Here is an 18214-nt window from a genome sequence, read left to right on the forward strand (position 1 = left end):
ATCTATTATATTAACAATCGCACCACTTTATCAATTAAGAGACATTCCTTACAGAAAAAAGGAAGGGCATAAATGCCGCTTCCTTAATATCTTTTAAAGTACACTTGCATGTCCGTTATAAACGACACCTCTAGCAGCATCAACCGTTACCTCTTGTCCGTCTTTCATTAGACTTGTAGCCTTTTCTGCACCGACGATAACCGGAATGCCCAAACTTAAGCCTACAACTGCTGCATGACTAGTCAAGCCGCCCTCTTCTGTAATTAATGCAGAGCATTTCTCAATAGCCGGAACCATGTCAGCATCCGAACCGATCGTTACTAAAACAGAGCCTTCTTTTACTTTAGCCAGCGCCTCTTCAGCACTATGAGCAATAACTACTTTTCCATAAGTCGATTTGCGCCCGATCCCTTGTGCTTTTACAAGAACATCTCCCACAACATGGATCTTCATCAGATTAGTTGTTCCTGTTTCTCCAACTGGAACACCAGCCGTTATCACAACTAAATCACCATGCTTAACAATACTGCTGTTTAGGCTTTCCTCTACAGCACTTTCTAACATATCATCCGTTGTAGCCGCAAATTGACCGAGCTGAGGATAAACTCCCCATACAAGTGCTAAACGACGTAAAACTGTTGCATGTGATGTTACAGCCACAATTGGGGCTTTTGGACGATATTTCGAAATCATTCTTGCCGTATGGCCGCTTTCGGTCGGAGTTATGATCGCATTTGCATTCAAATTTAATGCTGTATGTGCAACAGATTGTCCGATTGCATCCGTAATATTCGATTCTACCTCGTTCGAACGCTTCGATAATAATCTTTTATGATCAAGAGCTGTTTCAGCACGTGAAGCAATATTATGCATCGTACGAACTGCTTCAACTGGATATTGACCTGCAGCCGTTTCCCCTGATAGCATAATCGCGTCTGTGCCATCAAAGATCGCATTTGCCACATCACTTGCTTCCGCACGGGTTGGGCGGGGATTTCTCTGCATAGAATCAAGCATCTGTGTTGCTGTTATAACAGGTTTCCCTAGATCATTACATTTTTTAATCAATTGTTTTTGTACTAACGGAACTTCTTCTGCAGGGATTTCAACACCCAAATCTCCTCGGGCAACCATTAGCCCGTCTGAAACCTCTAATATTTCATCAATCTTATCGACACCTTCTTGGTTCTCGATTTTAGGAATGATATGAATATGTGTACCGTTATTTTCTTCTAACAGTTTGCGGATTTCTAAAACATCCGACGCACGTCGCACAAAGGATGCTGCAATGAAGTCAACTTCTTGACTTACTCCGAATAGAATATCTGCAGCATCTTTCTCCGTAATTCCTGGTAAATTTACAGAAACCCCCGGTACATTGACACCTTTTTTATTTTTTAATGTCCCGCCATTTAAGATTGTTGTATGAATCTCTCCTGAAGCTTTATCTATTTTTGTTACTTCCAGGCCAATCAGACCGTCATCTAAAAGGATTTGCGAGCCAACACTAACATCATCGATTAATCCTTTGTATGTAACTGAAAACTTTTCGGTGGTACCCTCGACCTCTGTCATTGAAATAATAACATCTTTTCCAGCCTCTAGCTCAATCGCACCGTTCACCATGTTATTAGTGCGGATTTCTGGTCCTTTTGTATCTAATAAAATCGCTACATTTTTATTCGCAAGCTTTGAAGCTTCACGGATGTTTTTAATACGCTGACCATGCTCTTCATGATCTCCGTGAGAAAAGTTTAGACGTGCTACATTCATTCCTGCTTCCATTAACATCTGTAACTTTTCTACACTTTCACTTGCCGGACCAATTGTACAAACAATTTTTGTTTTTCTCATTAGAAGAATACCTCCAAAAAATAGTAATGCAATATGTACATGTTTATTTCTGCTAGATGGATAGCTCCTTTGATAAATTTAACATTGATCTATCCACACTGCGTGTCTTCTCAAATGCCTTGACAATGTCGTAATCAACTAGCTTATTTTCCATAATCCCTACTGCTCGGCCGCCATTGTGCTCCATTAAAAGTTCAACTGCACGCGCACCAAAACGGCTTGCCATCACACGATCATAGGCAGTTGGTGATCCGCCCCGCTGTATATGCCCAAGAACAGAAACACGGGTATCCAGATTAGCTGTTTCCTTAATCTTTTGCCCAATTTCTACACCGCTTCCTACACCTTCAGCCACAATGATGATGCTGTGTTTTTTTCCGCGTTCGTAGCCCTTCATTAAACGGTCCACAATATCTTTTACCGTATAGTTTTCCTCCGGGATTAAGATCGTTTCCGCTCCTCCAGCCAAACCTGACCATAGGGCAATATCACCAGCATCTCTTCCCATCACTTCAATAATAAATGTTCTTTCATGAGAAGTAGCAGTATCACGAATTTTATCAATCGCATTAATAACCGTGTTTAATGCCGTATCAAAACCAATGGTGTAGTGTGTACCTGGAATATCATTGTCAATCGTACCTGGTACTCCGACACAAGGAAAACCATGCTCAGTCAGGGCTTTAGCGCCACGATAGGAACCATCCCCGCCTATCACAACAACCCCTTCAATTCCGTGCTTCTTTAATTGCTGTATTCCTTGAAGCTGGCCTTCCTTTGTTTTAAATTCCTCACATCTTGCTGTGTATAGCATCGTGCCTCCACGATGAATAATGTCACCTACGGAGCCTAATTCAAGTTTTTTAATATTTCCGCTAATTAAGCCAGAATATCCACCATAGACACCATATACCTCAACGTTATGGTAAATGGCTTTCCTTACAACTGCACGAATAGCAGCATTCATTCCAGGTGCATCACCGCCACTAGTTAAGACACCAATTTTTTTCAAAATAGCACCTCCAAGAATTAAAAATTCTATCATTTATTTTCACTAGTTGAATCTGACTAATCGGTGGTTAATAAAAGTTTAAAAGCTACACATGTTATTATAAACAGAATCGCTTGTAATATTTCTAAAATACCATGAAGAATCTACCTTTCACAACTTTATGGCATGTTTTCATTAAAATACGGAATAATTAGAGAAATGCAAGCGTTTAACCCTATTTAGCGCATTTTTTCTCTTTATTCCGTGCAAGATAGAAATGAACGATTTAATACCTAATCCCAAAAAAGAAACGTGCTTAAAAAGCACGTTTAAGGGTTAGCATTCATAAACTCTTCTTGTTCTGAAAAATCTCCTATTGCCTTATATTTCTGGTAGCGCTGATTGATAAGTTCTTCTTCAGTCAGCAATAGCAGCTCCTTCAAGGAAGAAATAAGTGCGGTATGAATTTGCTCCGCTTGTTCCTTCATATCCTTATGTGCGCCGCCTTTCACTTCTGGAATGATATGGTCAATGACTTTCAGTTCTTTGAGATCTGGAGCAGTAATTTTCATTTTCTCTGCTGCCAGCTTTGCTTGTCCAGCATCTCTCCATAAAATAGATGCTGCCCCTTCAGGCGAGATGACAGAATAAGTCGAGTTCTCCAGCATATGAATGTGGTTGCCAACACCAAGAGCCAAGGCGCCGCCGCTTCCACCTTCTCCAATTACGATGCACACAACAGGTACCCTTAAGCCGGCCATTTCAAATAAATTTCTAGCTATTGCTTCACTTTGGCCTCTTTCTTCGGCTGCTTTCCCAGGGTAAGCTCCTTTTGTGTCAATAAAACAGATAATCGGTCTGCGAAACTTTTCCGCTTGTTTCATCAAACGCAGTGCTTTTCGATACCCTTCAGGATGAGGCATCCCAAAGTTTCTGCGGATATTTTCCTTCGTGTCTTTCCCTCTTTGATGGCCGATCACCGTAACAGGTAGACCATCAAACTTCGCGATTCCGCCAACAATGGCCTCATCATCTCCAAAGTTTCGGTCCCCGTGACACTCAAAAAAGTCTGTAAATAAATGGGATACATAATCTAAAGTCGTAGGACGGTTCGGATGTCTTGCAATTTGCACTCGATCCCAAGGCTTCATATTTTCATAAATCTCTTTTTCTAACTTTTCTAATCGTAATTCAAGAATCTTTATTTCATCTGAAAGATCTACATCTGCAGCTTTCGTTACTTCTTTCAACTCCGCAATCTTTTTTCTTAATTCAATAACGGGTTTTTCAAATTCTAGTTCTCCAACCATTGCAAACTACCTCCTGGCTGATGGATATCAAGAATAGTCGATACTTTTTCCTTTAATTCAGCTCTTGATATAACCGCATCTAATTGCCCATGTTCTAAAAGGAATTCTGCCGTCTGAAAATCCTCTGGTAACTCTTCACGAATCGTCTGCTCAATGATTCTTCGGCCAGCGAATCCAATTAAAGCTCCTGGTTCCGCGAGATTAAAGTCACCAAGAGAAGCAAAACTAGCTGACACTCCCCCTGTTGTAGGGTCAGTCATAATCGCTATCGTTAAACCGCCATTCTCACTAAATTTCTTCAAAGCGACACTAGTCTTCGCCATTTGCATCAAGCTAAGGACACCTTCCTGCATTCTAGCACCGCCGGAAGCTGTAAAGATAACAAAAGGTACACCTTCTTCTCCAGCTTTCTCAATAGCACGCGTAATTTTTTCACCAACTACAGACCCCATACTCCCCATCCTAAAGGTAGAATCCATAATAGCAACAACAATGGAATGTTGGTTGACAGTACCAGATCCCGTAACTACTGCCTCATTCATGCCCGTCTTCTCGCGATCTTTCTCTACTTTCTCAGTGTATCCCGGAAACCCAAGTGGATTTGTTGACTTTAAATCTTGGTTGTATTCAATGAAGCTGCCTTCATCCAAAAAGCTAGCTATTCTTTCCTTTGCATTCATCGGGTAATGATAGTCACAATGAAAACAGACTTTAAGATTCTTTTGCAGTTCTTTTGAATACATAATTTTTTTGCAATTGGGGCATTTCGTCATAATCCCCTCAGGAACATCTTTTTTAGAGACCTCAGAGGGAATTGTCGCATATTTTATTTTTTGTTTCTTAGTAAAAATATCTTTCAGCACGGTCTTAAACCTCCCATATCTACAAACAGAAGAATTTTATTATCATCGAGTGGTCAGACCACCAGATTTAAAACAAGCCCCTATCAGAAGGGAAGTTGCCTTATCACTGTAGAATAATAAACTAAAAAAATCCTTAAAAATTTGTCGTTACTAGATCGACAATTTTCTTAATTTCTTATAGGCTTCTAACACATTTTTTTCATCTGAAGTGAGTAAAGCTTCTATTAAAGCTTCATAATTTCGTTTTTCAAATGGTCCTTGATCCATGTTTAATGACCGATAAAAATCGCTTAATATTAACCAAATTCTATAAAAAAGATGATTGTCTGCCAATTTTACAATGTTTAAAAAAAATTCTTCGTCCTGGATTAAATCTTCCTGTACCAGTTTCATTAAGTTTTTCAGCTTTTCATCCGTTTTTTTATGAATGATAAGCCTTAAACAATCCATTTCTATTAAAAATTTCGTTTCCTTCACGTCTTTGATGGCCTTTTCATCTTGAAGGATAAATGAGCTTAATAATTCAACAAGACGATTTGTTTTAGCATCGCGCAGAAAGGTTCCTTCACCCCTTCTCGTTTCAATCAGCCCCAGCAGTTCAAGCGCCCGCAATGCTTCTCGAACGGAAGAACGCCCTACATGAAGGCGTTCTGACAGCTCACGTTCTGAAGGGATTTTATCTCCCTTTTTTAAACCATCCTGTTCAATCATATATCGTATTTTCTTGACAATCTCAATATAAACCTTATTGTGGAATGGTGCGTCCAATGTCAGTCCTCACTCACCTTTTCCAATAATGGCAAGATCCCTAGTTTTGTTCTTAATTTCTTCAGGGTCAACTTTTATTCGTGCAACACCTGTTTCCATTGCAGCCTTTGCAACAGCAGCTGCCACTTCTGGCGCAACTCTCGGGTCAAATGGCCCAGGGATTACATAGTTTTCAGTAAGTTCACTCTCTGCCACGAGGCTGGCAATTGCCTCCACAGCTGCAACCTTCATTTTTTCATTAATATGGGTTGCTCGTACATCCAATGCTCCACGGAAAATCCCTGGAAAAGCCAAGACGTTATTAACTTGGTTAGGAAAATCAGATCTTCCTGTCCCAATTACCTTAGCTCCTGCATTTTTTGCATCTTCTGGCATAATCTCTGGGTTCGGGTTAGCCATTGCAAAAATAATTGGATCATTATTCATCGTTTTAACCATGTCCGGAGTAAGAGCACCGGCAGCGGACACACCAATGAAGACATCTGCTCCCTTAATAACTTCTTCTAAATTTCCTTTTGCATTATCCCGGTTTGTATACTTTGCCACTTCTTCCTTGATTGAGTTCATCCCCTGCGGACGTCCCTCATAAATGGCACCTTTTGTATCACACATAACAATATCGCGAACACCATAGCTATAAAGTAGTTTAATAATAGCAATTCCAGCAGCACCGGCGCCATTGGCAACCACTTTTATTTCCGTAATTTTCTTGCCAACCAGCTTTAAGGCATTAACGAGACCAGCAACGGTTACAATAGCTGTTCCATGCTGATCATCATGAAAGATTGGTATATTTGTTTCTTTTTTTAGTCTTTCTTCAATTTCAAAGCAGCTTGGTGCTGCAATATCTTCCAGATTCACGCCGCCAAATGTTGGTTCTAGTAACTTTACCGTTTCAACCATTTTGTCAACATCTGTTGTATTAAGACAAATTGGAAACGCGTCTACTCCAGCAAAACTTTTAAATAAAACCGCTTTTCCTTCCATTACAGGAAGACTTGCTTCAGGACCGATATTCCCCAAGCCTAATACCGCTGTCCCATTCGAAACAACTGCTACCATATTCCCCTTCATTGTATACTCATATACCGTTTCAGGTTTATCATATATAGACTTACAAGGTTCAGCTACACCAGGGGAATAAGCAAGACTGAGATCTTTCGCATTTTTCACCTGCACCTTAGATTTTGATTCTAACTTCCCTTTATTTACTCTATGCATATGTAGAGCTTCTTCACGTAAACTCATACTTGCTCACTCCTCGTTTATCACAATAAAATCATTCTCAATCTCCACCAGTGGTCAGACCACATATATTAGAACAATATAACATTTATACCCATGTTGTAAACACTATTTCTTGAAAATTACATTTCTTTCCCCTAAAAATTCTCTCAATTCGTACAATAAGGATTCAGAGAGTTCCACATGGTTGTCAGCTCCTAAACGGATTGTTCTTTCTGTACTTTGGTAAAATAGAACTACTTCAACAGCCCCTCTGTGTTTCGTTAAGATCAGCTTTAGTGTTTGAAGGTCCCTGGCGCCTTCCTTCTCCTTTTCTATCCTTAAATACAAAGTTCCTTTTGATTGAGGTAGATTTTCAACCGCTTCGTTAGCAGCTTTGCCATGTTGCAGAACAAACTGCCTTTTTCCTTCCCGGCTCTCTATTTTACCTTCTGTATAAATGGTGCTGCCTTTTTGCAGCAGCGCCATGAATCTTTTGTACACGTTCGGAAAAACAACACCTTCCATATCACCACTTTGGTCGCTGATCGTTAGAAAAGCCATTGCTTCCCCTTTTTTCGTACGGATTTTTTTGATGTCTGTGATATAAACGATCATTTTTACATAATTATTTTGCGATGTCATTTGATCAATTTGTGTAATCCCTAAAGATTTGAAATAGGGTTTAAAGATCGAAACTGGATGATCTGATAAATAGAGACCCAGCACCTCTTTTTCAAAAAGAAGTTTATCTTCCTGTCTTATAGGGTCAACTCCAACATACTTTGGCTTGATAAAAAAGTCATCTTCTGAAAATAAATCGTCCTGCTCCATGCCCTCGGGGTTTACTAATTGCGCATGCTCAATTGCGACATCTATGCTAGCCAATAACACGGCGCGGTCTTCACCGAATTCATCAAAGCTTCCGGAGTGCACCAATGCTTCAAGTGCTTTTCGATTTACAGCTTTCTGCGAGACTCTCAAACAAAAATCAAATAAATCGGTGAATTTTCTTTTTTTACGACTTTGGAAAATTTCCTTCAGAGCTGAAACTCCGATGCCTTTAATAGCAGTTAAGCTATAACGGACCGCATTCTTCTCTACTAAGAAGGTATAGCCGCTTTTGTTAATTGATGGCGGAAGGACGTCAAACCCCATATCTTTCAACTCACGAATATACTGACTGATTTTCACTTCATTTCCCATTACAGAAGACAGCAGTGCCGCCATAAAGAATAAAGGATAATGTGCTTTTAAGTAGGCTAGTTGATAAGCTATGAAACTATAGGCTACAGCATGGCTTCTATTAAACCCATAATTAGCAAACTTGACAATCAAATCATATATGATATTCGCTGTCTTTTCGTCATACCCTTTTTTTAATGCACCCTTTACAAAATGACTGCGTTCTTCATCTAAAATATTTTTTTGTTTTTTCCCAACTGCTCGTCTTAAAATATCTGCTTCTCCAAGCGAAAATCCGGCCATCTTTGATGCGATCTGCATGATTTGTTCTTGATAAACAATAACTCCGTAAGTGTTTTCGAGTATTGGCTTTAAATCGGGATGGGGATAAGTTACTGCCTCTTTCCCGTGTTTACGGTTGATATAAAGCGGAATATTTTCCATTGGACCAGGGCGATACAAGGCATTTACAGCAACAATATCCTCAAAACGAGATGGCTTTAACTGCTGCAGCACCCTTCTCATTCCATCGGATTCAAGCTGAAAAACTCCTGTTGTTTCTCCTTGTGACAGTAGTTGAAATGTACTCTCATCATCTAATGGAATAGCTTTTATATCGACTTCTTTACCTGTTTTCCGATGTATAGATGACAAAATATTTTCTATCAAAGATAGATTTCGCAATCCGAGAAAATCCATTTTTAATAGACCAACAGCTTCAAGATGCTCCATTGAATACTGTGTCAAATAAACATCATGATGTCCGGATTGTATCGGAATGGTTTCAACCAGAGGCTTTTCAGAAATAACCACTCCTGCAGCATGTGTTGATGTGTGTCTTGGCAGTCCTTCCAATTTTAAAGCTGTATCATAGATTCGCCGATGAACCGCGGACTCCTCTATCAAGCTTCTTAATCCGTCTGATTCAGCAAGAGCCTTTCTTAAGGTAATGCCTAACTGCGAGGGGATGGCTCTCGAAAGCATCTCCAACTCCTTTGAGTTGAGTCCAAATACTCTTCCAACATCTCTTAATACCGCTTTGGCAGCGAGCGTCCCAAATGTGATAATTTGGGCAACATGCAAGTTTCCATACTTCCCGGAGACATATTCAATTACTTCATCTCTTCTATGATCGGGAAAATCAATATCTATATCGGGCATTGAAATCCGCTCTGGATTTAAAAATCGTTCAAATAACAGATTATGCTGAATTGGATCAACATCTGTTATATAGAGAACGTATGCGACAAGAGAACCTGCCGCAGATCCCCTTCCAGGTCCTGTAAGAATCCCATTTTCTCTTGAGAATTTCATAAAGTCCCAGACAATCAAAAAATAATCAGAGAAGTTCATTTTCTTGATTATACTCAGCTCATATAACAGCCTTTCTTCGTGAAGAGGCGTTGGTTCTTTGTATCTATCAGTTAAACCGGCCCAGCATAGCTCATCTAGTAATGTTTGAGCCGTCTTACCATCTTCAACTGGATATTTTGGAAGCTTCTGCTTGTTGAGTTCAATCATCACATTACATTCTCTTGCAATTTTTAAGGAATTTTCCAATGCCTCGGGAATGTCAATAAATAAGTCGCCCATTTCTTTAGCCGTTTTTAAATAGTATTGATCATTTTGAAGTTTTTCTCTTCCTTCATCCTGTAACTTTTCACCATTTTTAATCGCTAGAAGACATTCATGTGCAAACGAATCCTCCTTTTGCAAATAATACGTCTCATTGGCAGCAACAACCTCAATTTGTAATTCCTTTGAAAGAACGAGAAGTTGCTGCGTCAGCTCAGATTCTTCTCTTAAACCATGATTTTGCAGACTGAAATAATACTGGTCTCCAAATAGATTCTTAAACAATGAGGCACGGTTCCTTGCTTCATCGTAATCCCCTTTTAACAAATTCTCTTCCACTTCACCCTTAAGTCCTGGCGTGATAGCGATCAATCCGGCTCTATAACCCTTTAGCCACTTTATAGGAATGCCAGAATTAGATTTAGTCTGTACAACGCTTGTAATCTTAAGTAAATTTTGAAATCCAGTTTGATCTTTAGCTAACAGCACAAGGGGATAAGACCGATCCTCACCGCCATCCCCTATCACATTAACGGTAAGTCCAATAATAGGTTTGATTCCATGCTTTAGACATTCTTTATAAAAAGCAACACTTCCGTACATAACATTCTGATCTGTTAGAGCAAGCGCTGAAAAGCCTTTTCTCTTGGCATCCATCACCAATTGCTCAACTGTTGCCGTACTGGTCAAAAGACTATAGGAACTATATACATGAAGGTGAACAAATGACAATGATATTCCCACCCTTAACACTTCGATTCGATACTTTCATTATAGAGCCTAATAGAAAAAAAAGAAAATATGTTCTCATTTAAAAGCGGAAGCGCCTTGCTCACCCCCGACAAGCACAAGACGAGCCGCCCGAAAAGGTGCTCTTTACCTTTTTGGGTGGATCGGCTTGTGACCTCGAGGGGGTAGGCGCTGGAGCTAGACCGCTATCTAAATTTAAAAGCTATACTTTCTTATCCATTGGAAAACGAAACCGCAAAAAAGTAAAAATTGTTGTACCATTCTTTCCTAAAAACATAATTACAAGACTTTGTCCATATAATGTAGTAATGGTCAATTACTTTTGTTTCCTGTACATGGCAATTCTATTACAGTGAGGATCGGTGCTATTATGAGAGAACAGCCTTTTTTTACACATTTATTTGATAGCTATTTCATTGCCTTTGGGGTTTTAATGGGTGGTGCTTTAATTGGCGCACTTGGGGCATTCTTAACAGGAAAACCCCTAATGACTGAAATATTTAGAATTTCATCCTCTATACGTATCTGGGCCATTGTTACCGCTATCGGAGGTACCTTCGATGCCATCTCTAGCTTTGAACGAGGATTATTTGAAGGAGATACAAAGGATATTTTTAAAACCTTTCTTCTCATATTAGCAGCACTCGGAGGGGCACAAACTGGTTCAGCATTAATTACTTGGCTTACACAGGAGCATATCTCACAATGAGAATTCCACCATATTATCGAAGCAGTCAGTGGCAAAGGTTATTTGCTGGAATGGCCATCGGGGCAATGATAAGCTGGCTGGTTTTCCTTTATATTTTTGGAGAATGGATCGAAGAGTACAGTATGAAGATCAAAAAACAAGAAGAAGATATACGAGATTTAACGTACGAGAAAAAAATCTGGCAAGAAGATATTGAAAAACTCAATAAGAAAAATGAAGAAAAGCTTACCATTCAAAAAATCGAGGTAAAGATTACAAATTACGAAAAATATAAGCTTGATTCATACAGTGTCTATGAAATTGAAGAAGCGATAAAAGAAGATATAAAGACACTTATCGCAAAGGATATAGAAACAGCCTTTCAAGGCAGAGAATTGCTTAAAAAGACGATAGAAAATAAACCCGTTAAGGCACATGAAAAACGATACAAATTAAAAATTAACGAGATCGTCTATTATACCACTCTATCAATCCGGCTTTCCATGCAGCTTGACGGATAGGGAGTAAAAAGAAATCGGAATAAACCGATTTCTTTTTACCTTGCATTTTTTAATAATCTTTACAAACCTCCGCTATATCTTTCATGACAAGATCCTTTTCGTCCCAAGAGTAAATAGATGCACCAGAAGCAAGAGGATGTCCTCCGCCATTATACTTTTTGGCGACTACATTAATAATCGGACCTTTCGAACGGAGCCGCACTCGGATTTGATCTTCTTCTTCAATAAAGAATGCCCACGCTTTGATCCCAGCGACATCTCCTAAAGTACTAACAAGTAAAGAGGCGTCAGAAGGTTTCGCACCAAACTTTTCTAGCAATGGTTTATCCAGCACCATTGAAGCAACGCCTTGTTCATTCATCTCAAAGTTTTGAAGAACATACCCGTTCAACTTAATAATATGTAACGGCAGCTCATACATACTGTCATATAATTCAGTCCTAGAAAAATTATACTTTATTAACTCACTTGCATAAGAAAATGTTTTCTCTGTAGTACTTGGATAGATGAACCTGCCAGTATCCCCAACAATTCCTGCATACAATAACCTTGCTGCTTCATTTGACATTTTTAAGCCCTTGTCTTTTCCAGCTAAATAAAATTCATAGATCATTTCACTGCAAGAGCTTGCGTCCGTATCTACCCAAAGCATATCCCCATATGCATCTTCATTAGGATGGTGGTCAATTTTTATTAGCTTATCCCCTAAACGATATCGATCATCACAAATTCGGGCTTGGTTAGCCGTATCTGTAATAATCACCAATGCTCCATTATAGGTGTCATCCGGAATAACATCCATTCGGCGCAAGTAGTTCAGAGATTCTTCCTCTTTCCCAACCGTATAAATAACTTTTTCCGGAAAAGAAGCCTTCAAAATTTCGGCAAGTCCTCCCTGTGATCCATATGCATCTGGATCTGGACGTACATGACGATGAATGATAATCGTATTGTATTGCTTAATGGTCTCTAAAATTTTCTCTTTCATTTGCTGCTCCTTCTTCTAAATTAATGATTACTAGCATGTCACACGTAAAACGAATAGTATAGTCTGCTCTTTGTAGAATACCTAATTATTACCACAAAAATAAAAATAAAAAAAGAACTGTATGTAGCAATTATATTGAAAAATCGTTAAAATGGAATGAGATTGTCGAATTATGGAGGAGTCTTTCAATGCCTATTTTAGTCATTATTTTTGTTTTGTCCTTTGCCTTCTATATCTTCTATAAAGCAAAGTATTTTCGTACGAAACTTCCTGCTGAAAAGAAATGGGTATCAGCAAAATCCAATATTGCCCTTGGATTATTCGTCGGCTTTTTCGGATTAAATCAGATTTTCTTAAACCTTTCTACAGTGGGAATCATTGTCGGAATTGTTTTTATCCTTCTAGGGGTTTTCAATGTATGGGGCGGAATAAAATCATATAAATTTTTCCTTCCTTTAGCAATTGAAGAAGCAGAACAATTAAAGAAATAGTTCCTAAAGGTAAGCCGCTTACTTTCAAAAGTATAGCGGCTTTTTGTTGTTTCATGTATTTAATTGCGGTCAATTAATTGACACATCATCATGGCCTTTCCGACGAGAATTCCTTCATTGAATACTTCAACATCTACTTTTCCAAATTTTCTTCCCGCCTCGAGCACCTTTGGATATATTTCTAACGCGCTGTCCATCTGCACAGGCTTTAAAAAGTAGATCGTCATATTTTCGACCACTAAGTCACCTTTTTTGAAGCCCCTAAGAATCCCGTTTGCAGCTTCAGCCACGATTGTTGTGAACACTCCATAGGAGATCGTCCCTAAATGGTTAGTCATTTGCGGGGTTACCTCGCAGCGATAGATATCCTCACCTTTCACTTTCCCCTTATCCACAACTAGCTGATTTGTTACTAGATCATCAATTGTTTCCCCCACTTGAGGCTGGCGCTGAATCATTTGCAGAGCCTTCAACACATCCTGCCTGCTGATGATTCCTTCGAGTTTATTATGGTCATCTACTACAGGGAGAACCTCTATCCCTTCCCAAACCATCATATGTGCAGCAGAAGCGACACTTGTCTTTCCACGTACAGTCATCGGGCTTTTTGTCATGACCTTATCAATCGTTAAGTCATGATCAACACCTAATACGTCTTTCGAAGTGATCATCCCTTGAACCTTCATATTTTGGTCCACTACAGGGTAACGGCTGTGAGTGGTTTCACGATTGTGTTCAAACCATTTCGAAACTTTATCTGAAGTTCTTAAAAAGCTCGTGTTCTCGATAGATGTTAATATATCTTCTACCAGCACAATCTCCTTCTTAATTAACTGATCATAAATGGCTCGGTTAATCATTGCTGCAACCGTGAATGTATCATAACTTGTTGAAATAACAGGGAGCTGTAATTCATCTGCAAGTTTTTTTACTTCTTCGTCTGTGTCAAATCCCCCCGTAATCAACACTGCTGCTCCTGCATTAAGTGCATACTCATGAGCTTTCGTACGATTCCCGACAATCAATAAATTTCCTGCTCCAGTATATCGCATCATGGCATCGAGCTTCATCGCTCCAATAACAAACTTATTGAGTGTTTTGTGAAGACCGGTACGCCCGCCAAGCACTTGGCCATCAACGATATTAACAACTTCGGCATACGTAAGCTTCTCAATATTTTCTTTCTTTTTTCGTTCTATGCGAATCGTTCCAACACGTTCTATCGTACTAACGTAACCTTTGTTCTCCGCCTCTTTTATCGCTCGATATGCGGTTCCTTCACTGACATTAAGTGCCTTGGCGATTTGTCTGACAGAGATTTTTTCCCCAATCGGCAGTCCATCAATATATTCTAATATTTGTTCATGTTTTGTAGCCAAGACCTTCACCCTTTATAAAAGATTGCTGTAATCTATATTTCTTATTTCTATTATAATGGGAAGTCTTGATTAGATTCAAATGCAGAGCAGCTGCTTTAGTGGTAGGAACGCAGTTTTTTCTGTCTAGAATTAGATCCAGGTCTGTAACTTTTTACACTTTTCGGACTGTAAAGGAGTGCTGATAGATTTCCCGCAATCACAAACAAACATAAAATAATCCATGATATCGCAAAGTATCCGGAAACACCATCTGCGTGGATAGATAGGTTAGGCAGCGCATAATAAAGCATTAACCCAGCTGCTAATAAACATAAAATATAACGATTTTTCTTCATAGTATCCTCCTTACTAAAAATATTCCTAGTGTATATGTATGCGGACATGCACAAAATAAGTAGTTTTTTTACGGCTATAAAAAAAACAAAAAACGCAGCCAAATGACTGCGTTCGAAGATCCTTATAATTCGATTGACTCCCCTACTTCAATAACTTTTCCTTGTCCTTCTGGAAGCAGGCTGACAAATTTCTTTGGATCCTGCTGAATAACTGGGAATGTATTATAGTGAATAGGTACTACTGTCTTAGCCGCTAATAACTGAGCTGCATAAGCCGCATCCTCTGGACCCATTGTATAATTATCACCAATTGGCAAAAATGCAACATCAATTGGATGGCGTTCACCGATTAGCTTCATATCTGAGAATACTGAAGTATCTCCCGCATGGTAAATGTTCTTACCTTCAATTGTGAGCAAATACCCGGCAGGCATTCCCATATAAACGTTAATTTGTCCATCTATATCTAAACCAGTGGAGTGAAAAGCAGCTGTCATTTTCACTTTACCAAACTCCAAATCATAAGCTCCACCGATGTTCATTTCGTGGACATTTTCCAATCCTTGGGATCTGAAATAGTTTGCCAACTCAGGGATCGCAACAACAAGGGCACCGCTGTTTTTGGCAAGCGCAACTGTATCACCAACATGGTCAGCATGTCCATGGGTTACTAAAATAAAGTCCGGATTTTGTTCTTCCACCTTTAAATCAGTTGTTCCATTTCCAGTAATAAATGGATCAATTAGAATTGTTTTTCCATTTGTTTCAATCTTTACAATCGAATGACCGTGGTACGAAATTTTCATGCGTTTCTCTCCTTTAAATATCTATCTATTTTCCTACATACTTTTAATTCAACATAAATGTTGTCATTCCTTCTCTTTTTTTAAATCTATGGTTAAAATTTACTAAAAGTTTACAATTTCACTATAAATTGCTACCTTTAAGATATTCATATTTGGAGGAGGAATCATCATGACGAATCAAAGATTGAGTAAACTCACAGATTGGATGAAAGAAAACGAAATTCAAATGACCTTCTTAACATCAACCGAAAGTGTTTTTTACTTTAGCGGATTTTTCAGCGATCCTCATGAAAGATTGCTTGGCTTAGCGGTATTCCAAGAAAAAGAACCACTATTAATCTGTCCGGCAATGGAAAAGGAAGATGCAAGGAAAACAGGGTGGAACGGAGAAATTATTGGTTACTCAGATATTGACAACCCTTGGGATCTTCTGCAAGAAGCTGCATCGAAAAGAATGAAAAAACCTGTAAAAATCGGAATTGAAAAGGAACATATGAACGTTGAGAGATACGAATCTCTATTAAGACTTTTCCCTGAAGCTTCCTTTGTGTCCGCAGAAGAGAAGGTAAGAAAACTTCGCATGATCAAAGATGAAAAAGAGTTGACTGCGATTCGAAAAGCTTGTAGTCTAGCGGATTATGCCATCGAGGTGGGCTGCTCAGAAATCGGGGAAGGCAAGACGGAATTAGAGGTGTTAGCATCCATTGAATATGAATTAAAGAAAAAAGGAGTTACGGCCATGTCGTTTTCGACTATGGTTCTTACTGGAGCTAATGGCGCTTCTCCTCACGGAACACCAGGACCCACAAAGATTCAAAAAGGTGATCTCGTTTTGTTTGACTTGGGTGTCGTCGTTGATGGCTATTGCTCTGATATCACTCGAACTGTGGCCTGCGGAGATATCAACGAGAAACAAAAAAGAATCTATGATACCGTACTGAAAGCTGAGCTTGCAGCTGTGGAAGCCAGCAAGCCGGGAGCTGTTTGTTCAGAAATTGACAGAATAGCACGAGGGATTATCTCAGATGCTGGGTTTGGACAATACTTTCCTCACCGTCTTGGTCATGGGCTTGGAATTAGTGTTCACGAATACCCGTCCCTGACAGAAACCAATTCACTTCAGCTCCAGGAGGGAATGGTTTTTACGATTGAGCCAGGAATTTACGTCCCAGGAGGAGCTGGTGTTAGAATTGAAGACGATGTCCTTGTAACGAAGGATGGAGTAGAGATTTTAACGAAGTTTCCAAAAGAACTACAAATCATTCAGTAAACAAACAAGCTGTCGAATTCGACAGCTTGTTTTCACTTAAAATACAAAAGATCACAGCAATGTCCTAGGATCCATATAATCTACCCCGTGAGCTTCAGCTACGCCCTTAAAGGTTACATACCCGTTCAGTGTATTAATCCCTTTTAATAAAGCCTCATTCTCTAAACAAGCTTTCTGATATCCTTTGTTCGCTATTTGAATGGCATATGGAACTGTTACATTTGTTAGTGCTATAGTGGACGTACGCGGTACAGCCCCAGGCATATTCGCAACAGCATAATGCACGACATCGTACTTATTATAAGTAGGATTATCATGGGTCGTAATTCGGTCTGTTGTCTCAAAGATCCCGCCTTGGTCAATGGCGATATCTACTACAACAGAACCGGGTGACATCGATTCAACCATTTCTTCCGTAACTAGTTTAGGAGCTTTTGCACCCGGGATAAGGACGGCTCCGATGACAAGATCAGACTCTTTAACTGCTTCGGCAATATTATATTGATTTGACATAAGTGTAGTAATGCTATTTCCAAAGATATCATCTAGCTGGCGCAAACGTTCTGGATTCAAATCAATCATGGTCACTCTAGCTCCTAGACCAACCGCCACCTTCGCAGCATTTGTGCCGGCTACGCCACCGCCGATAATGGTTACTCTAGCTCTTTTTACTCCCGGAACTCCAGCCAATAGAATCCCTTTTCCTCCGTTTACCTTTTCCAAAAACTGCGCTCCAACCTGCGCAGCCATTCTTCCTGCTACTTCACTCATAGGTGTTAGTAATGGAAGAGAATTATTTGGGAGCTGTACAGTCTCATATGCAAGGGCAATGACTTTGTGTTTGATTAAGGCTTCCGTTAATTCCGGCTCGGCTGCCAAGTGGAAATACGTAAATATTATTAATCCTTCACGGAAATATGTATACTCGGATGGAAGGGGTTCCTTTACTTTCATCACCATTTCCTTCGACCAGACTTCTTCAGCTGTACTTACAATGGTTGCTCCTGCATTCATATAATCAGAATCCGTAAACCCAGATCCTAATCCTGCATCCGTCTCAATATAGACTTCATGTCCAAAATTTACTAAGTTTACAACACCAGCAGGAGTCATTGCTACACGGTTTTCATTATTTTTTATTTCTTTTGGCACCCCAATGCGCATCATCATACCTCCTCTATAATTGATCATAAAAGTACTATACACCTTAATGAGA

16 protein-coding genes are annotated in these 18214 nt (G+C 39.4%); 4 read left to right on the forward strand and 12 right to left on the reverse strand.

Features of this window, described 5'->3' with window-relative positions:
- Window positions 1-93: 93 nt before the first annotated feature.
- The 7 genes from pyk to dnaE all read right to left on the reverse strand — a co-directional run bounded on the left by pyk (window position 94) and on the right by dnaE (window position 10502).
- On the reverse strand, window positions 94-1854 hold the full coding sequence (pyk, locus tag CZ487_RS20935; RefSeq protein ID WP_077214221.1) for a pyruvate kinase: 1761 nt from the start codon (window positions 1852-1854) through the stop codon (window positions 94-96).
- Window positions 1855-1906: 52 nt separating this feature from the next.
- Window positions 1907-2866 (reverse strand): 6-phosphofructokinase, encoded by a 960-nt coding sequence (pfkA, locus tag CZ487_RS20940; protein WP_077214222.1) that lies wholly within the window; start codon window positions 2864-2866, stop codon window positions 1907-1909.
- A 308-nt stretch (window positions 2867-3174) separates the two neighbouring features.
- Entirely contained in the window at window positions 3175-4155 is a 981-nt protein-coding gene (gene accA / locus CZ487_RS20945) for an acetyl-CoA carboxylase carboxyl transferase subunit alpha (RefSeq protein WP_077214223.1), read from the reverse strand.
- The gene (gene accD, locus CZ487_RS20950) at window positions 4140-5018 is read right to left on the reverse strand and encodes an acetyl-CoA carboxylase, carboxyltransferase subunit beta (RefSeq protein ID WP_077214224.1); all 879 of its coding nucleotides are present in this window, start codon (window positions 5016-5018) and stop codon (window positions 4140-4142) included. The genes accA and accD overlap by 16 nt, the downstream gene beginning before the upstream one ends.
- A gap of 150 nt (window positions 5019-5168) precedes the next feature.
- Window positions 5169-5786, reverse strand: a complete 618-nt coding sequence (locus CZ487_RS20955; protein ID WP_077214225.1) for a FadR/GntR family transcriptional regulator — start codon at window positions 5784-5786, stop codon at window positions 5169-5171.
- 9 nt (window positions 5787-5795) lie between these two features.
- Entirely contained in the window at window positions 5796-7034 is a 1239-nt protein-coding gene (gene ystJ, locus CZ487_RS20960; protein ID WP_077214226.1) for an NADP-dependent malic enzyme, read from the reverse strand.
- A 105-nt stretch (window positions 7035-7139) separates the two neighbouring features.
- Window positions 7140-10502, reverse strand: a complete 3363-nt coding sequence (gene dnaE / locus CZ487_RS20965) for a DNA polymerase III subunit alpha (protein ID WP_077214227.1) — start codon at window positions 10500-10502, stop codon at window positions 7140-7142.
- 388 nt (window positions 10503-10890) lie between these two features.
- Between dnaE and ytrH the strand changes: the two genes are divergently transcribed.
- Both ytrH and ytrI read left to right on the forward strand, forming a co-directional pair.
- Window positions 10891-11229, forward strand: coding sequence for a sporulation membrane protein YtrH (gene ytrH, locus CZ487_RS20970; protein ID WP_077214228.1), 339 nt, complete (start codon window positions 10891-10893; stop codon window positions 11227-11229).
- The gene (gene ytrI / locus CZ487_RS20975; RefSeq protein ID WP_077214229.1) at window positions 11226-11729 is read left to right on the forward strand and encodes a sporulation membrane protein YtrI; all 504 of its coding nucleotides are present in this window, start codon (window positions 11226-11228) and stop codon (window positions 11727-11729) included. The genes ytrH and ytrI overlap by 4 nt, the downstream gene beginning before the upstream one ends.
- 49 nt (window positions 11730-11778) lie before the next feature.
- Here ytrI and CZ487_RS20980 read toward each other — a convergent pair whose 3' ends face one another.
- A complete protein-coding gene (locus tag CZ487_RS20980; protein WP_077214230.1) occupies window positions 11779-12717 on the reverse strand; it encodes a DHH family phosphoesterase in 939 nt (312 codons plus the stop codon).
- Between the two features lie 188 nt (window positions 12718-12905).
- On the opposite strand from CZ487_RS20980, the gene CZ487_RS20985 reads away from it, so the two are divergent.
- The gene (locus tag CZ487_RS20985; RefSeq protein ID WP_077214231.1) at window positions 12906-13208 is read left to right on the forward strand and encodes a YtpI family protein; all 303 of its coding nucleotides are present in this window, start codon (window positions 12906-12908) and stop codon (window positions 13206-13208) included.
- Window positions 13209-13267: 59 nt separating this feature from the next.
- Here the strand turns inward: CZ487_RS20985 and CZ487_RS20990 are convergent, their stop codons facing one another.
- From CZ487_RS20990 to CZ487_RS21000, 3 genes are all read right to left on the reverse strand, one after another.
- The gene (locus CZ487_RS20990; RefSeq protein WP_077214232.1) at window positions 13268-14587 is read right to left on the reverse strand and encodes a CBS domain-containing protein; all 1320 of its coding nucleotides are present in this window, start codon (window positions 14585-14587) and stop codon (window positions 13268-13270) included.
- A gap of 95 nt (window positions 14588-14682) precedes the next feature.
- Complete coding sequence (locus tag CZ487_RS20995) at window positions 14683-14922, reverse strand: hypothetical protein (protein WP_077214233.1); 240 nt, start codon at window positions 14920-14922, stop codon at window positions 14683-14685.
- Window positions 14923-15044: 122 nt separating this feature from the next.
- Window positions 15045-15728 (reverse strand): metal-dependent hydrolase, encoded by a 684-nt coding sequence (locus CZ487_RS21000; protein ID WP_077214234.1) that lies wholly within the window; start codon window positions 15726-15728, stop codon window positions 15045-15047.
- 169 nt (window positions 15729-15897) lie between these two features.
- Between CZ487_RS21000 and CZ487_RS21005 the strand changes: the two genes are divergently transcribed.
- Complete coding sequence (locus CZ487_RS21005; protein WP_077214235.1) at window positions 15898-16998, forward strand: M24 family metallopeptidase; 1101 nt, start codon at window positions 15898-15900, stop codon at window positions 16996-16998.
- Between the two features lie 51 nt (window positions 16999-17049).
- Here CZ487_RS21005 and ald read toward each other — a convergent pair whose 3' ends face one another.
- Window positions 17050-18162, reverse strand: coding sequence for an alanine dehydrogenase (ald, locus tag CZ487_RS21010; RefSeq protein WP_077214236.1), 1113 nt, complete (start codon window positions 18160-18162; stop codon window positions 17050-17052).
- Between the last annotated feature and the right edge of the window lie 52 nt (window positions 18163-18214).

Origin of the sequence: Robertmurraya dakarensis (genome assembly GCF_900156875.1) — a bacterium.
GTDB classification, from domain to species: Bacteria; Bacillota; Bacilli; order Bacillales; family Cytobacillaceae; genus Robertmurraya; species Robertmurraya dakarensis.

Excerpts from the sequence above, each read along its gene's own strand:
- pyk (WP_077214221.1), bottom strand. The coding sequence starts at position 1,854 with ATGAGAAAAACAAAAATTGTTTGTACAATTGGTCCGGCAAGTGAAAGT.
- accA (WP_077214223.1), bottom strand. The coding sequence starts at position 4,155 with ATGGTTGGAGAACTAGAATTTGAAAAACCCGTTATTGAATTAAGAAAA.
- ystJ (WP_077214226.1), bottom strand. The coding sequence starts at position 7,034 with ATGAGTTTACGTGAAGAAGCTCTACATATGCATAGAGTAAATAAAGGG.
- ytrH (WP_077214228.1), top strand. The coding sequence starts at position 10,891 with ATGAGAGAACAGCCTTTTTTTACACATTTATTTGATAGCTATTTCATT.
- ytrI (WP_077214229.1), top strand. The coding sequence starts at position 11,226 with ATGAGAATTCCACCATATTATCGAAGCAGTCAGTGGCAAAGGTTATTT.
- CZ487_RS20980 (WP_077214230.1), bottom strand. The coding sequence starts at position 12,717 with ATGAAAGAGAAAATTTTAGAGACCATTAAGCAATACAATACGATTATC.
- CZ487_RS20985 (WP_077214231.1), top strand. The coding sequence starts at position 12,906 with ATGCCTATTTTAGTCATTATTTTTGTTTTGTCCTTTGCCTTCTATATC.
- CZ487_RS20995 (WP_077214233.1), bottom strand. The coding sequence starts at position 14,922 with ATGAAGAAAAATCGTTATATTTTATGTTTATTAGCAGCTGGGTTAATG.
- CZ487_RS21000 (WP_077214234.1), bottom strand. The coding sequence starts at position 15,728 with ATGAAAATTTCGTACCACGGTCATTCGATTGTAAAGATTGAAACAAAT.
- CZ487_RS21005 (WP_077214235.1), top strand. The coding sequence starts at position 15,898 with ATGACGAATCAAAGATTGAGTAAACTCACAGATTGGATGAAAGAAAAC.
- ald (WP_077214236.1), bottom strand. The coding sequence starts at position 18,162 with ATGCGCATTGGGGTGCCAAAAGAAATAAAAAATAATGAAAACCGTGTA.